This is a genomic window from Azospirillum sp. A26, assembly GCF_042604635.1.
Lineage (GTDB): Bacteria > Pseudomonadota > Alphaproteobacteria > Azospirillales > Azospirillaceae > Azospirillum > Azospirillum palustre.
In genome coordinates this window covers 406907-426405 of record NZ_CP170473.1, presented here as the reverse complement: position 1 = coordinate 426405, position 19499 = coordinate 406907, and the positions used below count along the sequence as shown (strand labels likewise).

Annotated in this window: 16 protein-coding genes; 3 read left to right on the top strand and 13 right to left on the bottom strand. The window is 67.6% G+C overall.

Going from position 1 to position 19499, the window contains the following annotated elements; translation table 11 throughout:
- Positions 1-190 precede the first annotated feature (190 nt).
- The 8 genes from ABNQ39_RS16450 to ABNQ39_RS16415 form a co-directional block, all read right to left on the bottom strand.
- Positions 191-1654: a nickel-dependent hydrogenase large subunit gene (locus tag ABNQ39_RS16450; RefSeq protein WP_376961730.1), complete on the bottom strand. Its 1464-nt coding sequence runs from the start codon at positions 1652-1654 to the stop codon at positions 191-193.
- 4 nt (positions 1655-1658) lie between these two features.
- Complete coding sequence (locus ABNQ39_RS16445; protein WP_376961728.1) at positions 1659-2669, bottom strand: HupU protein; 1011 nt, start codon at positions 2667-2669, stop codon at positions 1659-1661.
- Positions 2666-4021 carry a sensor histidine kinase gene (locus tag ABNQ39_RS16440; protein WP_376961726.1) on the bottom strand — a complete coding sequence of 452 codons (1356 nt, stop codon included), beginning with the start codon at positions 4019-4021 and terminating at the stop codon, positions 2666-2668. The genes ABNQ39_RS16445 and ABNQ39_RS16440 overlap by 4 nt, the downstream gene beginning before the upstream one ends.
- Before the next feature lie 58 nt (positions 4022-4079).
- Entirely contained in the window at positions 4080-4289 is a 210-nt protein-coding gene (locus ABNQ39_RS16435; RefSeq protein ID WP_109049054.1) for a DUF1656 domain-containing protein, read from the bottom strand.
- Complete coding sequence (locus ABNQ39_RS16430) at positions 4286-6385, bottom strand: FUSC family protein (protein ID WP_376961723.1); 2100 nt, start codon at positions 6383-6385, stop codon at positions 4286-4288. The genes ABNQ39_RS16435 and ABNQ39_RS16430 overlap by 4 nt, the downstream gene beginning before the upstream one ends.
- A gap of 10 nt (positions 6386-6395) precedes the next feature.
- On the bottom strand, positions 6396-7313 hold the full coding sequence (locus ABNQ39_RS16425; RefSeq protein ID WP_376961721.1) for an efflux RND transporter periplasmic adaptor subunit: 918 nt from the start codon (positions 7311-7313) through the stop codon (positions 6396-6398).
- 92 nt (positions 7314-7405) lie between these two features.
- Positions 7406-7858 carry a MarR family winged helix-turn-helix transcriptional regulator gene (locus ABNQ39_RS16420; RefSeq protein ID WP_376961719.1) on the bottom strand — a complete coding sequence of 151 codons (453 nt, stop codon included), beginning with the start codon at positions 7856-7858 and terminating at the stop codon, positions 7406-7408.
- A gap of 182 nt (positions 7859-8040) precedes the next feature.
- Positions 8041-9210 (bottom strand): MFS transporter, encoded by a 1170-nt coding sequence (locus ABNQ39_RS16415; protein WP_376961717.1) that lies wholly within the window; start codon positions 9208-9210, stop codon positions 8041-8043.
- A gap of 179 nt (positions 9211-9389) precedes the next feature.
- On the opposite strand from ABNQ39_RS16415, the gene ABNQ39_RS16410 reads away from it, so the two are divergent.
- The 3 genes from ABNQ39_RS16410 (at position 9390) to mazG (ending at position 13183) form a co-directional block, all read left to right on the top strand.
- On the top strand, positions 9390-10304 hold the full coding sequence (locus ABNQ39_RS16410; RefSeq protein WP_376961715.1) for an AraC family transcriptional regulator: 915 nt from the start codon (positions 9390-9392) through the stop codon (positions 10302-10304).
- A gap of 355 nt (positions 10305-10659) precedes the next feature.
- On the top strand, positions 10660-12270 hold the full coding sequence (locus ABNQ39_RS16405) for a sensor domain-containing diguanylate cyclase (protein ID WP_376961713.1): 1611 nt from the start codon (positions 10660-10662) through the stop codon (positions 12268-12270).
- Between the two features lie 103 nt (positions 12271-12373).
- Complete coding sequence (gene mazG, locus ABNQ39_RS16400; protein WP_376961711.1) at positions 12374-13183, top strand: nucleoside triphosphate pyrophosphohydrolase; 810 nt, start codon at positions 12374-12376, stop codon at positions 13181-13183.
- Between the two features lie 4 nt (positions 13184-13187).
- On the opposite strand, the gene ABNQ39_RS16395 is transcribed toward mazG, so the two are convergent.
- From ABNQ39_RS16395 to crtI, 5 genes are read right to left on the bottom strand one after another with little or no spacing between them, the layout of a single operon-like run.
- Positions 13188-14300: a sulfotransferase family protein gene (locus ABNQ39_RS16395; RefSeq protein ID WP_376961709.1), complete on the bottom strand. Its 1113-nt coding sequence runs from the start codon at positions 14298-14300 to the stop codon at positions 13188-13190.
- Positions 14297-15466 carry a glycosyltransferase gene (locus ABNQ39_RS16390; protein ID WP_376961707.1) on the bottom strand — a complete coding sequence of 390 codons (1170 nt, stop codon included), beginning with the start codon at positions 15464-15466 and terminating at the stop codon, positions 14297-14299. Before ABNQ39_RS16390 ends, ABNQ39_RS16395 begins: the two co-directional genes overlap by 4 nt.
- Positions 15463-16317, bottom strand: coding sequence for a lysophospholipid acyltransferase family protein (locus ABNQ39_RS16385; protein ID WP_376961705.1), 855 nt, complete (start codon positions 16315-16317; stop codon positions 15463-15465). The genes ABNQ39_RS16390 and ABNQ39_RS16385 overlap by 4 nt, the downstream gene beginning before the upstream one ends.
- 17 nt (positions 16318-16334) lie before the next feature.
- Complete coding sequence (locus tag ABNQ39_RS16380) at positions 16335-17888, bottom strand: phytoene desaturase family protein (protein WP_376961703.1); 1554 nt, start codon at positions 17886-17888, stop codon at positions 16335-16337.
- Positions 17885-19384 carry a phytoene desaturase family protein gene (gene crtI, locus ABNQ39_RS16375; RefSeq protein ID WP_376961701.1) on the bottom strand — a complete coding sequence of 500 codons (1500 nt, stop codon included), beginning with the start codon at positions 19382-19384 and terminating at the stop codon, positions 17885-17887. Before crtI ends, ABNQ39_RS16380 begins: the two co-directional genes overlap by 4 nt.
- Between the last annotated feature and the right edge of the window lie 115 nt (positions 19385-19499).

The following is a 19499-nucleotide window of genomic DNA, read 5'->3' as shown; positions in this document are numbered from 1 at the left end:
TCCGATGCGGACGAGGCGTAGATCCTTTGGAAAGGAATGAACCACCCAGTCCGATGGAGATTGAAAATGGCCCCGATGGTCTCTCTGTTGATGTTTGTCAGTGTAATGTCTTACGCGGCCTTCATCATTTCGTAAATAAATCAACAACGTTGATTTCTAAAAATCTCTGATATTCAATTTATGAAAATAATCAATGTACAGTACAAACCATGCAGGGATCGAAAGATCTTACGATGTGTTGTACAGAAATCGGTGTGCGCTCTTCTTCCATTACTGGCGCTCCGACAAGGGCCTGTTCTAAGGGGCCGGGCACTCCGTCCAAGTCGCGCGGTGAAAAGTTCCAAGTTGTCGGAGCGATGATCTGGTAACCGGCGATCTTTCCGCGTTCAACCCGCAGCCAATGCCCCAATGCTCCGCGCGCGGCCTCCGTCAGCCCAACCGCCTGCGCGCTGTCCGGCATTTCCGAAGCCGCGCACCATGGGGCGGACGGATCGATGGCACGCAGCCAGCCTTCCATCGCGTCGGTTGTGCGGGCCAGTTCAAGCAAACGGGCGATCACGCGGCTGCGCACCGAACCGCCATCCTGTGCCGCCAGCGCCCGGATCAGCGGATGGCCGTCCACCAGTTGCCGGGCAATGGCACCGGTCTCATAGGGCAGGCCATCCAGACGCGGCGCCTTGCACCAGCTGTAACCGGTCTCGTCCATGCCATCCGGAACGGTCGAACCGGAGAAGGGTGGATGCGGGCGGTCCTGTCCGGCCATGCGGCTGAACCGGTGATGCTCCGCCACCCGATCCGGATCGAAGGGGCCGTCCTGCCCATCGGCAAAGGTGCCGCGGCGGTAGAGATGTCCGCCCTCCGGGTTGGCATAGGCGCCGTGGCTGAAGAACCGGCCATAGGAGCGGCCGAGGCCGGCAAGCTCCAGATCGTCGGCGATCTTCAGGAACAGGCGGAAATCTCCGGCCGGACCGGAGATGCGCCAGCGCTCCAGATCCTCCGTTCCCGCGAGGGCCAGCACCCGGTCGAGCGGTGCACCGAACAGGCTGTCCTCCAGGAAGCGGCGGAAGCTGCGGACGGTGGCGAGCAGCCGCACCCGGTCGCGCGCATCGACCGCACGGGTGACGCCGCCGGGCTGAAGCGTCAGGGTATGCGGCCACTTGCCGCCCAGAATGCCCAGCACATGGAACAGCTCCGCCCGTGCCGCAGTGGCACTGCGCACCGCAATGCCCTCGGCGGCCTTGAACCGCGCCTCCGCCCTCTCGAACCACGGTCGGCCCCGGTAGGCGGGGCGGGCGAAGTCGGGCATGAAGAACAGGTGGAAATGGGTCAGATGGTCGGCGACATTCTCGGTCGCCGTCATCAGGTTGGTCGCCAGAAGCCCGTTGCGTGGCACCTCCAGCCCCATGACGCCGGCAAGCGCCAGCGCCGCCGCATGGCTCTGCGAGACGGAGCAGATGCCGCAGATCCGCGGGGCCACCACCAGCGCATCCATCGGGTCGCGTCCCTCCAGAATGCGCTCGAAGCCGCGGAAGAGTGGCGAATTTACGTAGGCGGCAGAAACACTTGTACCGGTTATCTCAAGCCGGACTTCAAGATCGCCTTCCACGCGGTTGAACGGGCCGACGATCAGGCGGCGGTTTGGGGCTTCGCTCACCGGATCAGCCTTTCCGGATGGGTCGGACGGTAGGGGCGACGACGATGCGGTCGGCGGCGGCGTTGCGGCGCACCCGTTCCGGCGTCGCCGCCTTGGCGAGGGAGGCCAGCGCGACGAACCACGCCTTCGGCATGTCGGTGGGCAGGCCAATGGGGATGCCGGCGAATTTCGGCGTCTGCTGGAACGGATGTCCGGGCTCCTCGAATCCCGGTGCCGTGCAGTTGATGCAGGCATAGCCGCCACGGGTGCAGGAGCCTTCGCCATTCCACAGGCGGGTGTTGCAGTCGGCATGCGCCTGGGTGCCGAGGCAGCCCATATGCTCCATCAGGCAGCCGAGATCGGATGGCTTCTCCGCACTGGCCTTGTATTCGTAATACTCGTTGCGCGGACAGCCATGGTGGACCAAATGGTCGGCATAGAAGCGCGGGCGCTGGTAAAGGTCGAGGTCGGAGGCGGCGAGCGCGTTTTCGGCCAGCAGCATCAGCGTTTCGGTCACCCAGTTCGGATGGGTCGGGCACCCCGCGACATTGACCACCGGCAGGCCGCCATGTGCGTGGAATTCCGCACCCAAGGCGCCGCCGCGCTGCGTGCCCTCATACTGAAGGCCGCAGGCATCGGCGATGTTCTCGCCGCCCGCTGTGATGCCGCCGAAGGCCGCGCAGGTGCCGACGGCGACCACGGTGCCGGCGACCGCCGCCAGATCGCGCGCCCAATCGATGGTCGGCCGGCCGGTCCCGGCCAGAACATGGAAGCGCCCGCTGCCGTTCGGTCCGCGCAACAGCGATCCCTCGACGCACAGCACATCCAGCGGCTCCGCTCCCGACAGGATGCGTTCGAACAGCTCGACCGCCTCTGCCCCAGTCTCTTCCGACAGGCTGGGGTGCCAGAGCAGGCGGATGCCGGCGGTCTCCAGCAGCATCAGCAAATCCGGGGATTCGGCGCAGAGCAGCGACATGGTGCAGCCGCCGCAGCCGCCCGATTGGAGCCATAGCACCGACAGCGGGCGTTCTCTCATCGTCCGGCTCCCTCGCGCTGACCGGCGGCCGGCAGGGTCAGGGTGAACTGCGCCCCGCCGTCCGGATGATTGGCGGCGGACAGCGCGCCGCCATGATCGTGCACCAGCTGGTAGCTGATCGACAGGCCGAGACCGGTACCCTTGCCGACGGGCTTGGTGGTGAAGAAGGGATCGAAGATGCGGGCCAGGATCGCCTCGGGAATGCCGTGGCCGGTGTCGCGGATGGTGACGATGACCGTCCCAGCCTCTTCCCGCCCATGCAGCTCCAGCCGCTTGACCGCAGCACCGGCCATGGCGTCGATGGCGTTCTGGACCAGATTCATCGCGACCTGATGCAGATGGCCGGGATGGCCGGCGATGTCCAACGTGTCGGGCAGGTCGAAGACGACGGTCAGGTCGGGCATCTGCGCCTTGGCGACCCAGGTGACCGCGGAGCGCAAAAGTCCCGTCAGATCAAAGCGTTCCGAGGCGTGTTTCTGTTCCGACGAGAAGCGGCGAAGCTCCGCCACGATGTCGCGCACCCGCTCCGTCCCCTCCAGCATGCCGTCCAGCGTCGCCGCGGCGTCGGCACGGGCGCGGTCGATGCGCAGGTCCTTGCGCAAACCCGCCAGTTCTGCCGCCGCAGCGCCGTCATGCACGCGGTCGAGATAGGCGGTCATCCGGTCGACATAGCGCCGCATGGCATGGGCGTTGCCGTAGACGAAGGAGATTGGGTTGTTCAGCTCATGCGCCACCCCTGCCACCAGCCGGCCGAGCGAGGCCATCTTTTCCGAATGGACGAGCTGCTGCTGGGTCTGCTTCAGCCCTTCATGGGCGGCGGCAAGGTCGCGGTAGGCGCGGCGCAATTCCCCGATGGGCCGACCGACCAGAACCATCCCGATGGCATGGCCGCGCTGGTCGTAGCGCACCGTGCTGTTGACCGCGACCGGGAAGGGGCCGGTGGGGCCACGCAGCGACAACTCTACATCGCTGACCTCCTCGCGCTGGAGGGCGGCACTGCACAGCCGGGCGAAGGCGGGATGGAAAGCCGGGTCGAGGAAATCGCGCAACGGCCGCCCCGTCAAATCGCGCCCGGCGCAACCGAGCGCCCGTTCGGCCGCCGGGTTGGTCTGCTCGATCCGGCCATCGCGGTCGCAGGCGATCAGGACATCGGTCATCGAGCCGAGAACGCTGGCGATGAAGGTCTGCGCCTCCTCCAACTCCGCGTTCTTGCGCTCCAGCTCCACCTGTTGCGTCACCAGATTGGCGTAGGTCTCGTCCATCTTCCGGATCACGTCGATCCAGGCGCTCTCGGCGTCGGCATCGGACGGGATGCCGGGGATGGAGAAGGGCTGCGACAGGGGGGCGGTCATGGCGGCCAGACTAGCATGCCGGATGGCCCGCGGTGTGGACGATTTCAGCCGGAACGGGTCAGGCCGACCAGACCGACCACAGGCCGGCGAGCCCGCTCAGCACCAGCACATAGAGCGCGAAGTCGAACAGCGGCGCGTGCCACACCCAGCCATAGGCGCCGACGGCCCGCAGCCCCCGCCGCAGCAGCGCCGACACCGCCCAGGCGACCACGGCCATGATCAGCAGCGGCGGCAGGAACAGGCCGTAGACATCGATTTCGCCGATCATGCGCGTGCCCTTTCCTGATGCATCGTCTGGGGGATCTCCTCATTGGCCAGGGGCGGCGGTTGCAGGGCCGCACCCGGGAACAGGCTGCGCCGCAGCGAGGCGAGCGCCACCACGGCGCGGTCGCGCTCGGGGCAGGGCGGGGCGGTGCCGATGGCGGACAGAAGCTCGTCCATGCTGCCCAGCAGATCGGCCGGCGCCGGGTCGGGCCGTTTGGCCGACAGGGCGCGGAAATGGACGGCGATGCCACGCAAAAGCCGGTCCAGCGCCGCTCCGCCTGCACGGCCCAGCACCGGGCGCGCCCGCTGAAGCTCGACGATGTTCAGCCCGACCCGCAGGTCGCGCACCGCATCGATGGCGTCCACATCCACCGACCCGCCGGCCTGGGCCAGCCGGGCGGACAGCAGGCCGACACGGTCCAGCATGCGGCTTTCGAAGCCGTCATTGGCCGGCACCCAGCGTGTCCGCGCCATATCGGCGATCTCGCGCCAGCCGATGTGCAGCAGGCGCCGGGCGCTCCACGCCGCGCCGACCGACCGGCACATGCGGGTGACCAGCATGGCGCCGACGATACCGACGATCTGTCCGATGCTGCTGTTCAGGAAGGAGGCGAAATCGCCGTTGCCGGTGTCGAGCAGGCTGAGCGAACCGCCGACGCCGAAGATCAGCGCCATTGCCTTGCCCATCGTCGCCGGGCGCGCAACGAAGATGCCCAGCGTCACCAGCGTCGGCGCCAGACAGAGCACCAGCATCGGGAAGCTGTCGAAGGACGGCAGGACCACCAGCAGGTAGAAGGCGGACAGCGGCAGCGAGGCCATCGTATAGACCAGGAACAGACGGATGCCCGGCACCGGATCGTCGAAGGACGCGAAGAAGCAGGTGAAGACCGCCACCATCATCGCCGCCGCCGATCCGGACGACCAGCCGGTCAGGATCCAGAAGGCGCAGACGCTGGTGATACCCAGCAGGGCCGCCGCCCCCGACCATGCCGCCATCCCGTAATCCAGATGGAAGACGCCGCGCGAGCGCTTGCGGGCCAGCGGATCTAGATAGTCGGGCAGAGCTTGGTCGCCCGTCGCCAGATGCGCCCGCAGGTCCCGGCAGTCGCGGTGGATTTCCACTAGCGACCGCAGACGGCGGATGAAGCTGAAACGGGTCGCGGCCTCCCAGCCGTCCGTCGCCTGCGAGGAGTCCGCCGCTTCCAGCCGGTCGAGCCGGTCGATCAGCCGGGCGGCGTCCGCCGGGTCGGCGGCGGCACCGGCGCCGATCCAATCGCGGACCGCGGCCACCACCGGCGCCAGATCCGTCGGCATCGCGCCGTCCGGGCGGCGCAACGCGCCCAGCCGGTCATGCACGGCGGTCAGCACCGGCAGCAGATAGACCATGCGGTCCTGCAAGGCCCGCATCGGCCGGGTCATCCAGCGCAGGTCGGAGGTGTCGTAGGGCAGGTGGGTGGTCATCACCCGCAGTTCGGTCAGATCGGTCGCCATCTTGTGGCGGTCGCGCAGCCGCGCGTCGGTGGCGACCTGCTCCAGCGCGTCGAGCGTCCAGCGTTCCGCGTCGCGCAGCGAGGCGTCGAGCTTGCCGAGCAGGACCGGCCCCATGCCGCGCGGCAGGATGACGCTGTGGATGACGGTGGCGCAGACGATGCCGAGGATGATCTCCTCGACCCTGGCCAGCCCGGTGTCGAAGATGGCCTCCGGATTGGCGACGCCGGGGAAGACGATCAGGCCGGCGGTGTAGCCGGCCAGCATGAAGGCATAGCTGCGCGGCGTGCGGTCCAGCAGCGAGATGAACAGGCAGCCGCCGACCCACAGCCCGACCGCCAGCGACAGCAGTTCCGGCGCATTGACCAGTTCGACCGTCAGGACGATGGCGGCGATGCAGCCGACGACCGTGCCGGCGACGCGGTACACCGCCTTCGACCGCACGGTTCCCGACAGCGGGCTCGACACCACATAGGCGGTCAGCATCGCCCAGAAGGGCCGCGGCAACCCCATGCCGAAGGCGATGTAGAGCGCCAGCATGGAGGCGGCGAAGGACTTCAGCGAGAAGACCAGCTCGTTCAGGGACGGGGCCCAGGAGGATGCTTTTGGCATGGCCGTGCGCTCACTGCCCGGCCGGCAGTTGGGCGACCTTCGGCGTGCCGTCGGGAGACCCGATCACCGACACGGTCGCGGTGCGGCCGGCGACCAGTTGCAGGCCGTCCGGCACCTCGTCCAGCGCGATGCGCACGGGGATGCGCTGGGCCAGTCGGACCCAGTTAAAGGTCGGGTTGACGTTGGCGACCAGCCCGGTGCCCTCCGCCCGGTCGCGGTCGACGATGGCGCGGGTGATGCTGTCGACCCGGCCGCGCAGATCGGCAGCGGCCCCCATGATGCGGACCGAGACCGGAGCGCCGACATGGATGCGCGGCAGCTTGGTTTCCTCGAAATAGCCCATGACATAGAAGGACTGGCTGTCGATCAGCGCCACCACCGCCTGACCGGCGGCGACATAGTTGCCGGTCTTCATCTGGAGGTTGGTGACATAGCCGTCGACCGTCGCCTTGACCTCCGTCCGCTCCAGGTTGAAGCGGGCGAGATCCAGCGCCGCCTCGGTCTGCTTGGCGGCGGCGGCGGCCTTCGACATTGCCGACGCCACCTCCTGCTTCTGGGCGGTGGAGACGACGTTGGTGCCCAACTGCTCGTACCGGCGGGCTTCGGCGGTGCGGTAGGCCAGTTCCGCCTTGGCGCTGTCGAGGTTGGCCTGGGCCTGTTCCACCGCCAGCTTGTAGCGGCCGGGATCGACGACGAACAGCAAATCGCCCTTGTGGACCAGCTGGTTGTCGGTCACGCGCACGTCGGTCACCAGACCGGCGACGTCGGAGGACACCTGGACGATGTCGGCACGGACGCGGCCGTCACGGGTCCAGGGCTCGTTCATGTAATAATCCCACAGCCACAGCCCGCCGCCGGCCGCCGCCACGGTCACCAACAGGGTCACGGCGATCCGGACCACCGTCCGGAAGGAAGGAAAGAGTGTCACAGTCTTGGTTCCTCAATCACCGCACCGATGCGACCGGAGGTCGCCGCGGCCGGAACCGGCCATGGCGCGCATCCCCGGAGAACACGGCACGATCAGGTCTGTTCACGCTTGGCGTTGGCTTCGATGATCGAAAGCACGCGATAGCAGGCCTCGACATCGGCCTCCGCCGCCTCCGCCATCAGGCGCTGGCGGACGTCGTTCAATGCCTCGTTCACCTGCACCAGCAGGTGCCGGCCGGCATCGCTCATGTGCAGGGTCTTCGCCCGGCGGTCGCAGGGATCCTCGCGCCGCTCCAGCAATCCCGCGCTTTCCAGCCCATCGAGAACACGCACGAGAGACGGGCCTTCGACACCCATCTCCTCCGCCAGTTCGCGCTGGCGCAGCCCGTCGCCGAGTTCGGCCAGAAGCATCAGCGGCGTGATGGCCGATGCGGAAAAGCCGCTGTCCGCCAGCACCTTGTTCGCTGCCCGCCGCCACAGATGGGAGGCGCGGAACAGGTGCAGGCCAAAATTCGGGGGAAGGCGCAGAGCCTTATCTTGTAGCATTCCTATTTAATAGGTTTGCTATCTAAATTCGGCAAGAGGCAGATGTGGTCCCGAGGCCCCGTTCGCCGCATGGCTGGATTGCCGCAGTGCAAAAATACGACGGCCCCGCCGGTCGCCTGCGTGGCGACCGGCGGGGCCGGGAGATAACTCCCCTCCGGGCGGATCGGTTGAGGATGTAATGTTCAGGCGGCCTCGACCGTCCGGGTGCGGACGCCGAGCAGGATGGTCAGGACGGCGATCAGCAGCACCGCTCCGGCCATGGTGAAGACCCCGGTCACGCCGCTGACACCGAAGATGGCTCCCCCCGCCGCGGCTCCCGTGGCGATGGCGAGTTGCACCGCGGCGACGATCAGGCCGCCGGCGCTCTCCGCCTCGTCGGGCACGGCCCGGGTGATCCAGGTCGACCACGCCACCGGAACCGCCCCGAAGGCAAGCCCCCACAGCGTCACCAGCACCGTGTCGATGGCCGGCGTGCCGCCCATGCTTGCCAGCCCCAGCCCGAGCAGCGCCATCAGCAGCGGCATGGCGACCAGCGTCAGGCGCATGTTGCGCTCCAGAAGCATCCCGCCCAGCGCGGTTCCGACGAAGTTGGCGAGTCCGAAACCCAGGAGAATGCCGGAAACGCCGTCGAGCCCGACGCTGGTCACCGTTTCGAGGAACGGCCTGATGTAGGTGAAGAAGGCGAAATGCCCGGTGAAGACCAGCACGACGGCCAGCATGCCGATGCCGATGCCCGGCCGCGTCAGCACGTCGAGCAGGGTGCGCAACCGTGCATCCCCGCTCGGCGCCATGCGCGGAAGCGTCGCCGCCTGTGCCGCAAGGGCAAGGAGCCCGAGGACGGCGCCAAGCAGGAAGACGGGCCGCCAGCCGATCAACCCGCCGACATAGCTGCCGAGCGGAGCCGCGAACACCGTTGCCGCCGACACGCCGCTGAAGATGATCGACAGGGCGCGGGGCACCAGTTCGGGCGGAACGAGCCGCATCGCCGTCGCCGCGGCCATGGTCCAGAAACCGCCGATCGCGATGCCCAGCAGCACGCGCCCGATCAGGAGGACCGGCAGATTCGGCGCGAAGGCGACTGCGAGATTGGAGGCGATCAGCAGCACGGAAAATGCCAGCAGCACGGTCCGCCGGTCGACCCTGCGGGTTGCTGTAGCGATCAGCAGGCTGGTCACCAGCGCAACGGCTGCCGTGGCCGTCACCGCCTGTCCCGCCAGCCCTTCCGAAACGCCGAGATCGGCCGCCATCGGCGTCAACAGGCTGGCGGGCAGGAACTCCGCTCCCACCAGCCCGAACACACCCATGGACATCGCGAAAACCGCGCCCCAGGCCGGCTTCGTCACATCACTCATGTCTCATTCCCCTCGTTCGAAGGTGTTTTTGCTGCGTTGCAGGCTATGCTTGAAGGGCCGGACGATCCATGCCATACCGTCCGTAGTTTTTGATCGAAAGTCTGGATATGCCCCTATCCACCGCCAGACAACCCTCCGCGCCTTCGCCGCGTGATGCCGTCAGCGAACTGTTGCTCGGCATGCGGCTTTACGGCGTCAGGTACCGCCGGTTGCAGTTCGCTCCGCCGTTCGGCATCCGCTTCGGCCGGGACGAGGGCAGGGCGCAGTTCCATTTCGTGGCCTGCGGAACCGCCATCCTGCGCGGCAGGGCGGGGATGTTGCATGAACTGCAGGCCGGCGACGCGGTTCTGCTGCCGCGGGGCGGTGCCCACGATCTGGTGTCGGATGCCGACGGGCAGGGGCTGGATCTGGGCGGCTTCGACGAAGCGGCGCTGTGTGAAACGGTCGGCAGCATCAAGTCCTGCCCGGCCGACACCTGCCGCAGCAAGGACACAGTGATTTTCAGCGGCTGCATGGAATTCGACCTTGGCGCCATGCACCCGCTGATCGGCCTCATGCCGGAGGTGATGCTGGTCGGCACCCTGCTCGACCGCTATCCGGAAATCCTTCCGATGCTGGAGGCGATGGAAAGAGAGGCACGGACCGAACGCGCCGGCTTCGCCGGAATCCTGGCGCGGCTGGCGGACGTCGTGTCGGCCTTCATCGTGCGCGGCTGGGTGGAGTGCGGCTGTGGCGACGCCCGCGGCTGGGTGGAGGCTCTGCGCGATCCCAGGCTGGGGCGTGTCATCGCCGCGCTTCACCGCGATCCCGGCCGCGATTGGACGGTCGCCCAGCTGGCCGCCGAAATGGGCAGTTCGCGGTCCGTCTTCGCCGAACGCTTTCTGGCGGTTACCGGCATGACGCCGCTCCAGTATGTCACCGAACTGCGGATGCGGCTCGCCGCGCAGTGGATCGGGCGCGAGAACATGCCGATAGAGACTGCGGCCTACCGCTTGGGCTACGGCTCTCAGGCCGCTTTCAGCCGCGCCTTCAAACGGGTGACCGGACAACCGCCGGGGGCAGCACGCAGCAGATTGCCCGGCCAATCGATGTAATTTCCATAATGCTCATTATGTGCTTTATTAGCGTGCAAAGTTAAAATTTCCGTCTATTGCAACGAACGGATGTCAATGATCGGCCGGAATTTCGACAGCATGGCCGGGTTGCATCAGACATAAGCAGATTTAACAAGAAGAACTGGCATTTCCGAAAACCCGAAGGCATACGGTCTCCCCATCCGGCTCTATGGAGGGTTCCGGTGCGTCCCTTCGGACTGTAGACGCTTCGGCGCAACTTTAACTCCAGCCTTTTTGCTCAACCGCTTATCTGTGGTGTTCTAAACCTCGGCCATCGAAATACTCCTGCCGGTCTGGAAATGACATGTTCATTGGGTCTATAAGAAAATCCATAATGAATATCTGGGGCGGTATGGGTCTGCGTGTCCGGCTCGAAATTTTTATTGTCATTGCATTCCTGCCTTTGGTTGGTCTTGTTCTGTCGCTCTACCTGCAGAAATGGAACGCCGACATTGAACATGCCCGTCAGCGTGTTCTGACGCTTGCCGAACAAGGGGCATCCCAGCAGGCCGAAGCCCTCGCGCGGGTTCGCGAGACCTTGCAGACGCTGGCTTTGATCCCCGAGGTCCGGGGGGACCGGTCCGAGGATTGCGGCCCGGTCCTGCGCAGGGCCATGTCGTTCCAGCCCTGGAGTACAGGGTTCGGGGTGGCCGCGCCCGATGGCCGGATCCTCTGCCGGACGGGACTTGGCAGCAGCCCGGTGACGACAGTGGCGGATCAGGATTACTTCATGCTGGCGCTGGCCACAAAGTCATTCAGCACCAGCAATTTCCGCATCGGACGCGCATCCGGCAAGCCCCTTCTGGCCGCCGCCCTGCCCTTGCTCGATGAGGATGGAACGGTCAAAGCGGTTCTGCTGTCGGGACTGGATCTGAAATGGCTCGGCGACCTGACGAGGGAGGCGGCGGAGGCTCCCGGCACCACGGTGACCCTGTTCGACGCCCAGGGAACCATTCTGGCGCGTGAACCGGGGCCGAGCGCCCTCGTTGGCAAGCATGTGGCCGACCATCCGGTCACCCGTGCGATGTTCCAGGCCGACCGCGGGATCGTCGAGGGTCCCGGCTTCGCAGATCAGCCACGGATCATCGGCTTTGCGAAGCTGGAGGACACCGGCGGGCGGATCGCTGTCGGGGTGCCGCGCAATCTCGTCCTCGACGGAGTGAACGGCAAGATCATGTGGGGAATCGCGATCCTGGCCGGCGTCGTCGCGACGATCGTTGCCGGCGTCTGGTTCCTGCTCGACGTCCTTGTCCTGCGCGGGCTGCGTGATCTCCAGCGCTCCGCCACCGACCTGTCGGCGGGGCGGATCGATTCCGTCGCGAAGAGTGCCGCAGCCGGATTCCGGACGCGGGAGATGGGCAACGCCGCGCAGGCGATCCACGACATGGGCGCCACCCTGCACGGCTTCGCCTACAAGGACCAGCTCACCGCCCTGGGAAATCGCCGCTATCTCGAAGCCAGGGTTCGGGAACTGGCCGACCTGCCGCCCGGCAGGCGCCCGACGGTGGCGGCGCTCTGCATCGACCTGGATGGCTTCAAGCCGGTGAACGACCGCCACGGGCACCATGTCGGCGATGCCGTGCTGGCGGAGGTCGGGCAACGGCTGCTCAACTGCGTGCGTGAGGGCGACGAGGTCATCCGGCTCGGTGGCGACGAGTTTCTGGTCTGTCTAGCGCTTCCGCAGGCCGACTGGCTGACGCCGCAGGAGGTCGCGGCCCGCATCATCGCCTCGCTGTCGGCTCCGATGAGGCTGGAGCAAGCGGAAATCGGCATCGGGTGCAGCATCGGGATGGCGCTGTGGCCGGTGGACGACACGGATTTCGACACGGTCCTGCGCTATGCCGACCAGGCATTGTATGCCGCCAAGCGCAATGGGCGCGGGCAGGTCGGCCTGCATGGGCGTCCGATGGCGTCGGCCGATGCAGTTGGCGCTGGCTCCGCCTAGGTTACCCAGTCTAAGACGGCGTCCGCCCTCGCCGCTTCCACCGTCCGCTCCGCTCGGTTATCGTCGCGGACTTTCACCTCCCCGCAATCGGAGACCGCAAGACATGACCCGCAACATCGACCGGCTGCTCGACGTGATGGCGCGGCTGCGGAATCCTGACGGCGGATGCCCGTGGGATCTGGAGCAGACCTATCGCACCATCGCGCCGCACACGATCGAAGAAGCCTATGAGGTCGCCGACGCCATCGAGAAGGACGACAAGGCCGCCCTGCGCGAGGAGCTGGGCGATCTGCTGTTCCAGGTCGTCTATTACAGCCAGATGGCGCGCGAAGAGGGACTGTTCGATTTCGACGAGGTCGCCGGCGTCATCACCGACAAGATGATCCGCCGCCATCCCCACGTCTTCGGGCCGGAGGAGGTGAAGTCGTCGGACCAGCAGACCTCGCGCTGGGAGGACCACAAGGCGGCCGAGCGGGCGGCCAAGGCCGCCGAGGAGGGCCGGGCGCCGTCGGCGCTGGAGGGCGTCATCGCCGGGCTGCCGGCGTTGACCCGTGCGCTGAAGCTGCAGAACCGTGCCGCGCGTGTCGGCTTCGATTGGACCGACGCCCGCGACATCCTCGACAAGATCGAGGAGGAGGTACGGGAACTGCGGGCCGAGATGGATGCCGGCTCAGGGCAGGAGCGGGTGGCGGACGAGCTGGGCGACCTGCTGTTCGCGTTGGTCAACCTCGCCCGCCGGATGAAGGTGGAGCCGGAAACGGCTCTCCGCGGCACCAACGCCAAGTTCGAACGCCGCTTCCACCGGATTGAGGCGCTGCTGTCCGCCGAGGGGCGCAAGCCGCAGGATGCCACGCTGGACGAGATGGAGGCCATGTGGCAGCAGGCCAAGCGCGAGGAGCGTGGCGAAGCCTGACGCCTCAGTAGCCCCAGCGCTCGAAGGCGAAGGCCCACCGGCGGCGCACCGCGCGGCGGGCCGTATCCTCGAGATCGTGCCGGGCCCCGCGATAATCGCGCACGCTTGCCAGATAGCCTTCCATTTTCGGTCGAACCGGCGCGAAGGGACCAAGATCGAGCCCGTCATAGATCCCGGCCAGCGTCTCCAACGGATCGGCGACGAAGCGGTCGTAACGGATCTCCAACAGCCGGCCGGTCGGCAGCAGCGCCCGGTCGCGGTCGAACCGGGCCATCATCGCCGGATAGAGATCCAGCACCAGATCGTCCACCGCCCGCGGATCGTAGGATTGCAGCGAGAATTCCCGCAGCAGGGTCAACAGCATGCGCCGGGTCGAACTGAACACCTCGTAGGGGTCGCGGTGGATGTGGACGAAAACGGCATCGGGCCGCAGCGCCAGCAGTTCCGCCAGCTTCGGCGTGTGCGCCGGATTCTTGATCAGCAGCCGCCGTCCGCCGCACTGGATCTGCATCTTGCTCAGGTAATGGTCCATCCGCCGGCGCCACAGCGCGATGGCCTTTGGCCGGCACCCCTCGAACAGCACGCCCTGGCGGAAGGTACGGTGCAGGTGCCTGGGGAAGAAGATGCCGTGATAGTAGGACAGCGGCTGCATCAGGGCCAAGGCCAGTTCGTCCTCCTGCGGAGAGGTCGGATCGACCGGCATGGCGTCGATGATGCGGTCGGGCGGCAGCCACTCCTCCAGCCGCGCGCGCCAGAAGGAATTCAGGCCGAGGAAGCCCCAGGGCAGGCCGACCGCCAGCGGGTCGGGGGCGGCGAACCGCTCATCCTGCGCCAGCAGGTTCAGCAGATGGGTGGTGCCGCTGCGCCAATGGCCGAGGATGAACAGCGGCGGTGGCCCGGCGGCCCTGCCCTGCCCGACCAGCCCCGCCACTCGCCGCCGCTCCATCAGGTCGAGCGGTGCGCGGATCGCGGCGGCGCCCAGCGCGGTCGCGACGCGATGCAGGTGCAGCGGCCCGACACCGCCGCCGTCGCGCAGCACCATGGCCAGCGTGGCGGCATCGGCCCCGGCCAATGGGTGGAAGATGCGGTGGCCATGGCGGCGCAGCCAGGGCGTCATGGAGCACCTTGTCCCGGCTCAGGCCCCGGCTCCGGTGCGGCCGGATAGGCTCTGCCGCGCCATTCCGACGGCTTGCCATGGCGCGCGCGCAGCAGCGCCGACCATTGGATCGCCAGCATGATCAGCACACCGACCGGGTGCAGCAGCGCGCCGACGACGCTCTGGCGGAAGCGGACGGCCAGCAGGAGGCGGAAGAGCAGACCGGAGAGCGCAGCCAGCCCCGCCAGCACGACCACCGAAATGGGCAGCGGATGGAGCGCCGCCCAGCCGAGCAGAATCCAGGGCAGCACATGGCCGCCGAACAGCAGCAGGGTCCAGACCGGCAGGGCGGCCGGGGTCGCCATCCCTTCCGTCGCGTTCTTGGAGAAGCCGGACCACACTTCGCGCCAGCCGCGATACATCCGGCAGCGGGCAAAGCCGGCGGCGTCGAACAGGTCGGTGCCCTGCCCGGCCCGGCGGAAGGCGCGCGGCAGCGTCACCCCGTCATGCAGCGACGTTGCGATGGCCGCATGGCCACCAGCCTTCAGATAAGCATCCCGCCGGACCGCGATCAGCTGGCCGCAAGCGGCGCCGAAGCGCGGGTCGGTCGAGCGCCGCATCGCCGCCATCGGCAGAAAGCCCAGCAACAGGAAATGGATCAGCGGGATCACCAGGGCTTCCGCCAGCGTCCCGGTCTCCTCGCGCGGGAAGCCGCTGACCAGACCGCACTCACCCGCCAGCAGGGCGCCGCCGACCCGGCGGGCCGCCGTTGGCGACAGCCGCACATCGGCGTCCTGGAACAGCAGAACCGGATATCGTGCCAGACCGGCGAGCATCTGACAGGCATGCTGCTTGCCCGACCAGCCCGGCGGCAGCGGCCGCGCGCTCTCCAGACGGACGCGCGGGTCGCGGGCGGCGATGGCTTGGACGATCTCCGCCGTGCGGTCGGTGGAGTGGTCATCCAGCACAACCACCTCGACATCGACACCACGGCTGAGCAGCGCGGCATCGACGGCGGCGGCGATGCCGGCTTCCTCGTTGCGGGCGGGGATCAGGATGCTGACGGCGGTGCCCGGCGGCGGTTCGGCGGTCGGGCGGCGGTAGAGGAACAGATTGACGATCCCCTGCCCGAGCGGCAGCAGGGCCAGGATCAGCGACAGCGCGGCGATCAGGACGACGACGCTCATGGCCCCTCGATCTCCTGCGGCATCTTTCGCCGGGCCGGATCCTGCCGGCTGCTCCCGTGCCGGGCGTCCTCCTCCCGGCTGCCGTGGGCCGGAGAGAAGCTCTGTCCGCCGGCCAGGGCGCGCAGCCGGCGCCACAGGTCGTAAATGCCGCCGACCCCGACCGTTCCCTCGATCAGCGTCAGGAAACGCGCCGGGTCACGGCTCTGCGCATCGAGCGCCAACTGGTCCATCACCGTCTCCAGCCGCCCTTCCAGCTCCGCCGCGATGTCCTGCACCGGCAGACCGGCAAGGGCGGCGGCTTCGAAAGGTTGGCCGAACCGCATCAGTGCCTCCGGCGTGCGCTCGTCCCAAAACAGGTATTCGACCGCCAGCGGCACCACCAGGGCGGTGGGCATGCGGCGGACCAGATGGGCGATGCCCGGCCGCAAGGTCACCGGGCGGCGGCGCGGGTCGGTGAAGGCGCCCTCCGCCGTGATCCACAGCATGGCGCGCGGGTCGCTCAGGATGTGTTCGGCGTTGCGCAGGAAGGAGACGGCCCCGGCGCGGCCGGGCTCCAGCCCGAACAGACCGATGCGGCGCATGAAGCGGTAGCGGCGCAGCATCTGCGCAGCGATCGGCCCATAGCCCGGCCGGCCGCGGAAGCGGGTGGTGCCCATCACGATCAGCAGAGCCGGATCCCACCAGGATGGGTGGTTGAGATAGACGATGACCGGACGGCCCGGTGGCAGGGCGGGCCAGCCCGGCCGCGCCAGCCGCACCGCATGGAAGCCGCGCCGCAGCCGCCGGGCCATGACGCCGCCGAAGAACCAGCAGAGCAGCCGGGACCGTAACGCAACCGGATCGTCCGTCATCCTCCCGCCGCCTTCCGTCAGGCCACGGCGCGCGCGGAGCCTGCCCCGGCACCACCGTGGACGCCGTCGCGCATGTCCTGATCGAGGCTGTCGGCGGCGATCCAGCCCGACATCAGCACCATCGGCATGCCCGGTCCGGGATGGGCGGCTCCGCCGGCCAGATAAAGCCCCTCCACATCGCGGGAGCGGTTGCCGGGCTTGAAGGCGCCCATGAAGCGGCCATGGCTCGCCAAGCCATAGATGGCGCCGTTCAGCACATTGTAGCGGTCGTTGATGTCCTGCGGCGTCAGCACATGCTCGACCCGGATGCGGTCTTCCAGATCGGGCATGCCGGCGGTGCGCTTCAGCTTGTCGAACACCACGCGGCGATAGGCCGGCAACATGCGGTTCCAGTCGTGACGCTCGCGCAGATAGGGGGTGTGGACCAGCACATACAGCGCCTCGCCGCCCGCCGGTGCGACGCCCGGCTCGGTGCGGGCCGGGGCGGCGATGTAGCAGGTCGGATCGGGCGCCGGCTCGCCCTGGCGATAGATCCAGTCGAACTCCTCCTCCGGATCGCGCGAGAAGACGAAGTCATGGTGCAGCAGATGATCGTAGGCGCGGTCCAGGCCCAGATAGAACACCACGCCGGAACAGGCCGGCTCGTAGCTGCGGCGCTTGGCGAAGCGCTTGGCCGGGGGGCCGCCGACCAGCTCCTGATATGTGCGGACCGAATCCATGTTCGACACGGCGGCCGAAACCGGGATGCGCTCGCCGCCGTCCGTCTCGACCGCCACCACCCGGCCGCGTTCCACCTGAAGACGGCGGACGCCGGTGTTGGTGCGGATTTCCACGCCCAGCCGCCTCGCCACCCGCTCCAGCGCCGTCGGCACGGCACGGGTGCCGCCCATCGGATACCAGACGCCGTCATTGGTCTGCATGTGGGCGATGGCGCACAGCACCGCCGGAGAGCCGTAGGGCGAGGAGCCGACATACTGGGTAAAATGGTCCAGCATCTGCGCCGCCCGCGCATCCGGCACATGGCCGCGGATGGTGCCGGCGACCGTGCTGCCCATGCGGAGCGCCAGCACGTCCGACAGGGTGCTGGCGTTGAAGCTGTTGCGGAAGTTCAGCGTGTCGCCGAGATCCTCCACCGACTTCCAGAAGAAGAAGCGTTCGGAGATGCCGTGCAGCCGTTCCGACATCGCCTGGAAGCGGCGGTAGCCCTCCCCCGCCCCGCGGCCGGGCGCCAGCTTGTCCAGCTCCGCCGCCATGGTTCCGACATTCTCCGACAGGTCCAGCACCGTGCCGTCGTCGAAGAAGCAGCGCCATTGCGGCTCCAGCCGGACCATGTCCAGCTCCTGGTCCAGATCGCAGCCGGCCTCCTCCAGGATGCGGCGCAGGACGCGCGGGACCGTCAGGATTGTCGGCCCCATGTCGAAGCGGAACCCGCCTTCCTCCAGAATGGCCGCCTTGCCGCCGACCCAGCCGTTCTTTTCCAGCAGGATCACCTTGTGCCCGCGCGCCGCCAGCACCGCCGCCGCCGCCAGTCCGCCAAGGCCTCCGCCGATCACCGCGATCCGATCCGTCATGCCATTCCCCCTGCAACGGCCTGCCGCAGCATGCCGGACAAACCCATGGTCTTTGTGCGCCAGGGCGTCGGCAGGCCCAGTTCCTGGGCCAGCAGCCGCGCCGTGATGCGTGCGCCTTCGAAAATGACCGGCAGGCCGCTGCCGGGATGGGTGCCGCCGCCCACCAGATAGACGCCGTCCAGATCCTCGAACCGGTTGCGCGGACGGCGGTGAAGCATCTGATCCAGGCTGTGCGCCAGATTGAAGGTGGCGCCGCGATGCACCGCGAACTGGCTGTCCCAGTCGGCCGGCGTCACCACCCGCTCCACCCGGATGCGGCGCTCCAGATCGGTCAGGCCGAAGTCGGCCAGCCGGTCGAGCACCAGCCGGCGGTACTGCGGCGCCTCCGCCTTCCAGTCGATGTGGCCGCGCTGGTGGCCGACCGGCACCAGGATGTAGAGCGTGCTGCCGCCCGGCGGCGCCAGATCGGGATCGGTGACGCAGGCATTCTGCACATAGATCGACGGGCTGCGCGGCAATTCCCGGCACTCCTCGATCTCCGCGAGGTTGCGGGCGTAATCCTCCGCCAGATAGACGGTGTGGTGGTCCAGCCCGTCCACTTTGCCGTCGATGCCCAGATACATCATGAAGGTGGAGCAGGAGAATTTCTTGGTGGCGAGGCGGGCGTCGCTCCAGCGCCGGCGCAGATCGTCGGGCACCAGCGTGGTCATGGCGCGGGCGAAGTCGGCGTTGATGACCAGCGCGTCGGCCGGATAATCGCCGGCATCCGTCCGCACGCCGACGGCGCGTCGGCCCTGGAACTTGATGTGGCGTACCGTCTCGTTCAGCCGGACGGTGACACCCAGGCTTTCCGCGACCCTCCGCATCGCCTCCATCACCGATTCCGTCCCGCCGCGGGGATGGAAGATGCCGTGCTCATGCTCAAGGAAGGACAGGATGGTGAACAGGCTGGGGCAGCGGAAGGGCGACATGCCCAGATATTTGCTCTGGAACGAGAAGGCGAGGCGGATGCGCGGATCCTGGAAATAGCGGGACAGGTCGCGGTCCACCGAACGGTGGGGCGCCAGCCTGCCCAGAGCCTTCAGCATCGGCAGCGAGGCGAGCGCCCAGGGGCTGGAGAAATCGGATTCCAGAACCGGGCGGAAGCGCTCCATCTTCGCCCGGTTGTCGGCCAGGAAGCGCGGAAGTCCGTCGGCGTCGCTTGGGCTGAGCCTGGCGATTTCCGCCATCAGCGCCTTCACCTGGGCATGGACACGCAGTTCCCCGCCACCTTCGAACACCAGCCGGTAAAGCGGGTCGAGGCGGATCAGGTCGACCTCGTCCGACAGGCGCCGTCCGCAGGCCTCGAAGATTTCCTCCAGAATGCGGGGATAGAGGAAGAAGGTGGGACCGCTGTCGAACCGGTAACCGTCGAGCGAGAAGCCCGCCGACCTGCCGCCGATGCGGTCCTGCCGTTCCAGCACCGTCACCTTCGCTCCGGTGAGCGCGAGGAGCATCGCGGATGCCAATCCGCCCGGTCCCGCGCCGATGATCACGACTTGTCGTTCCATCCGCTTGCCAAACGCTCCTGCGCTGCAAAATTCAGTCGTGATCTCTACGAAGCTGGGTCGA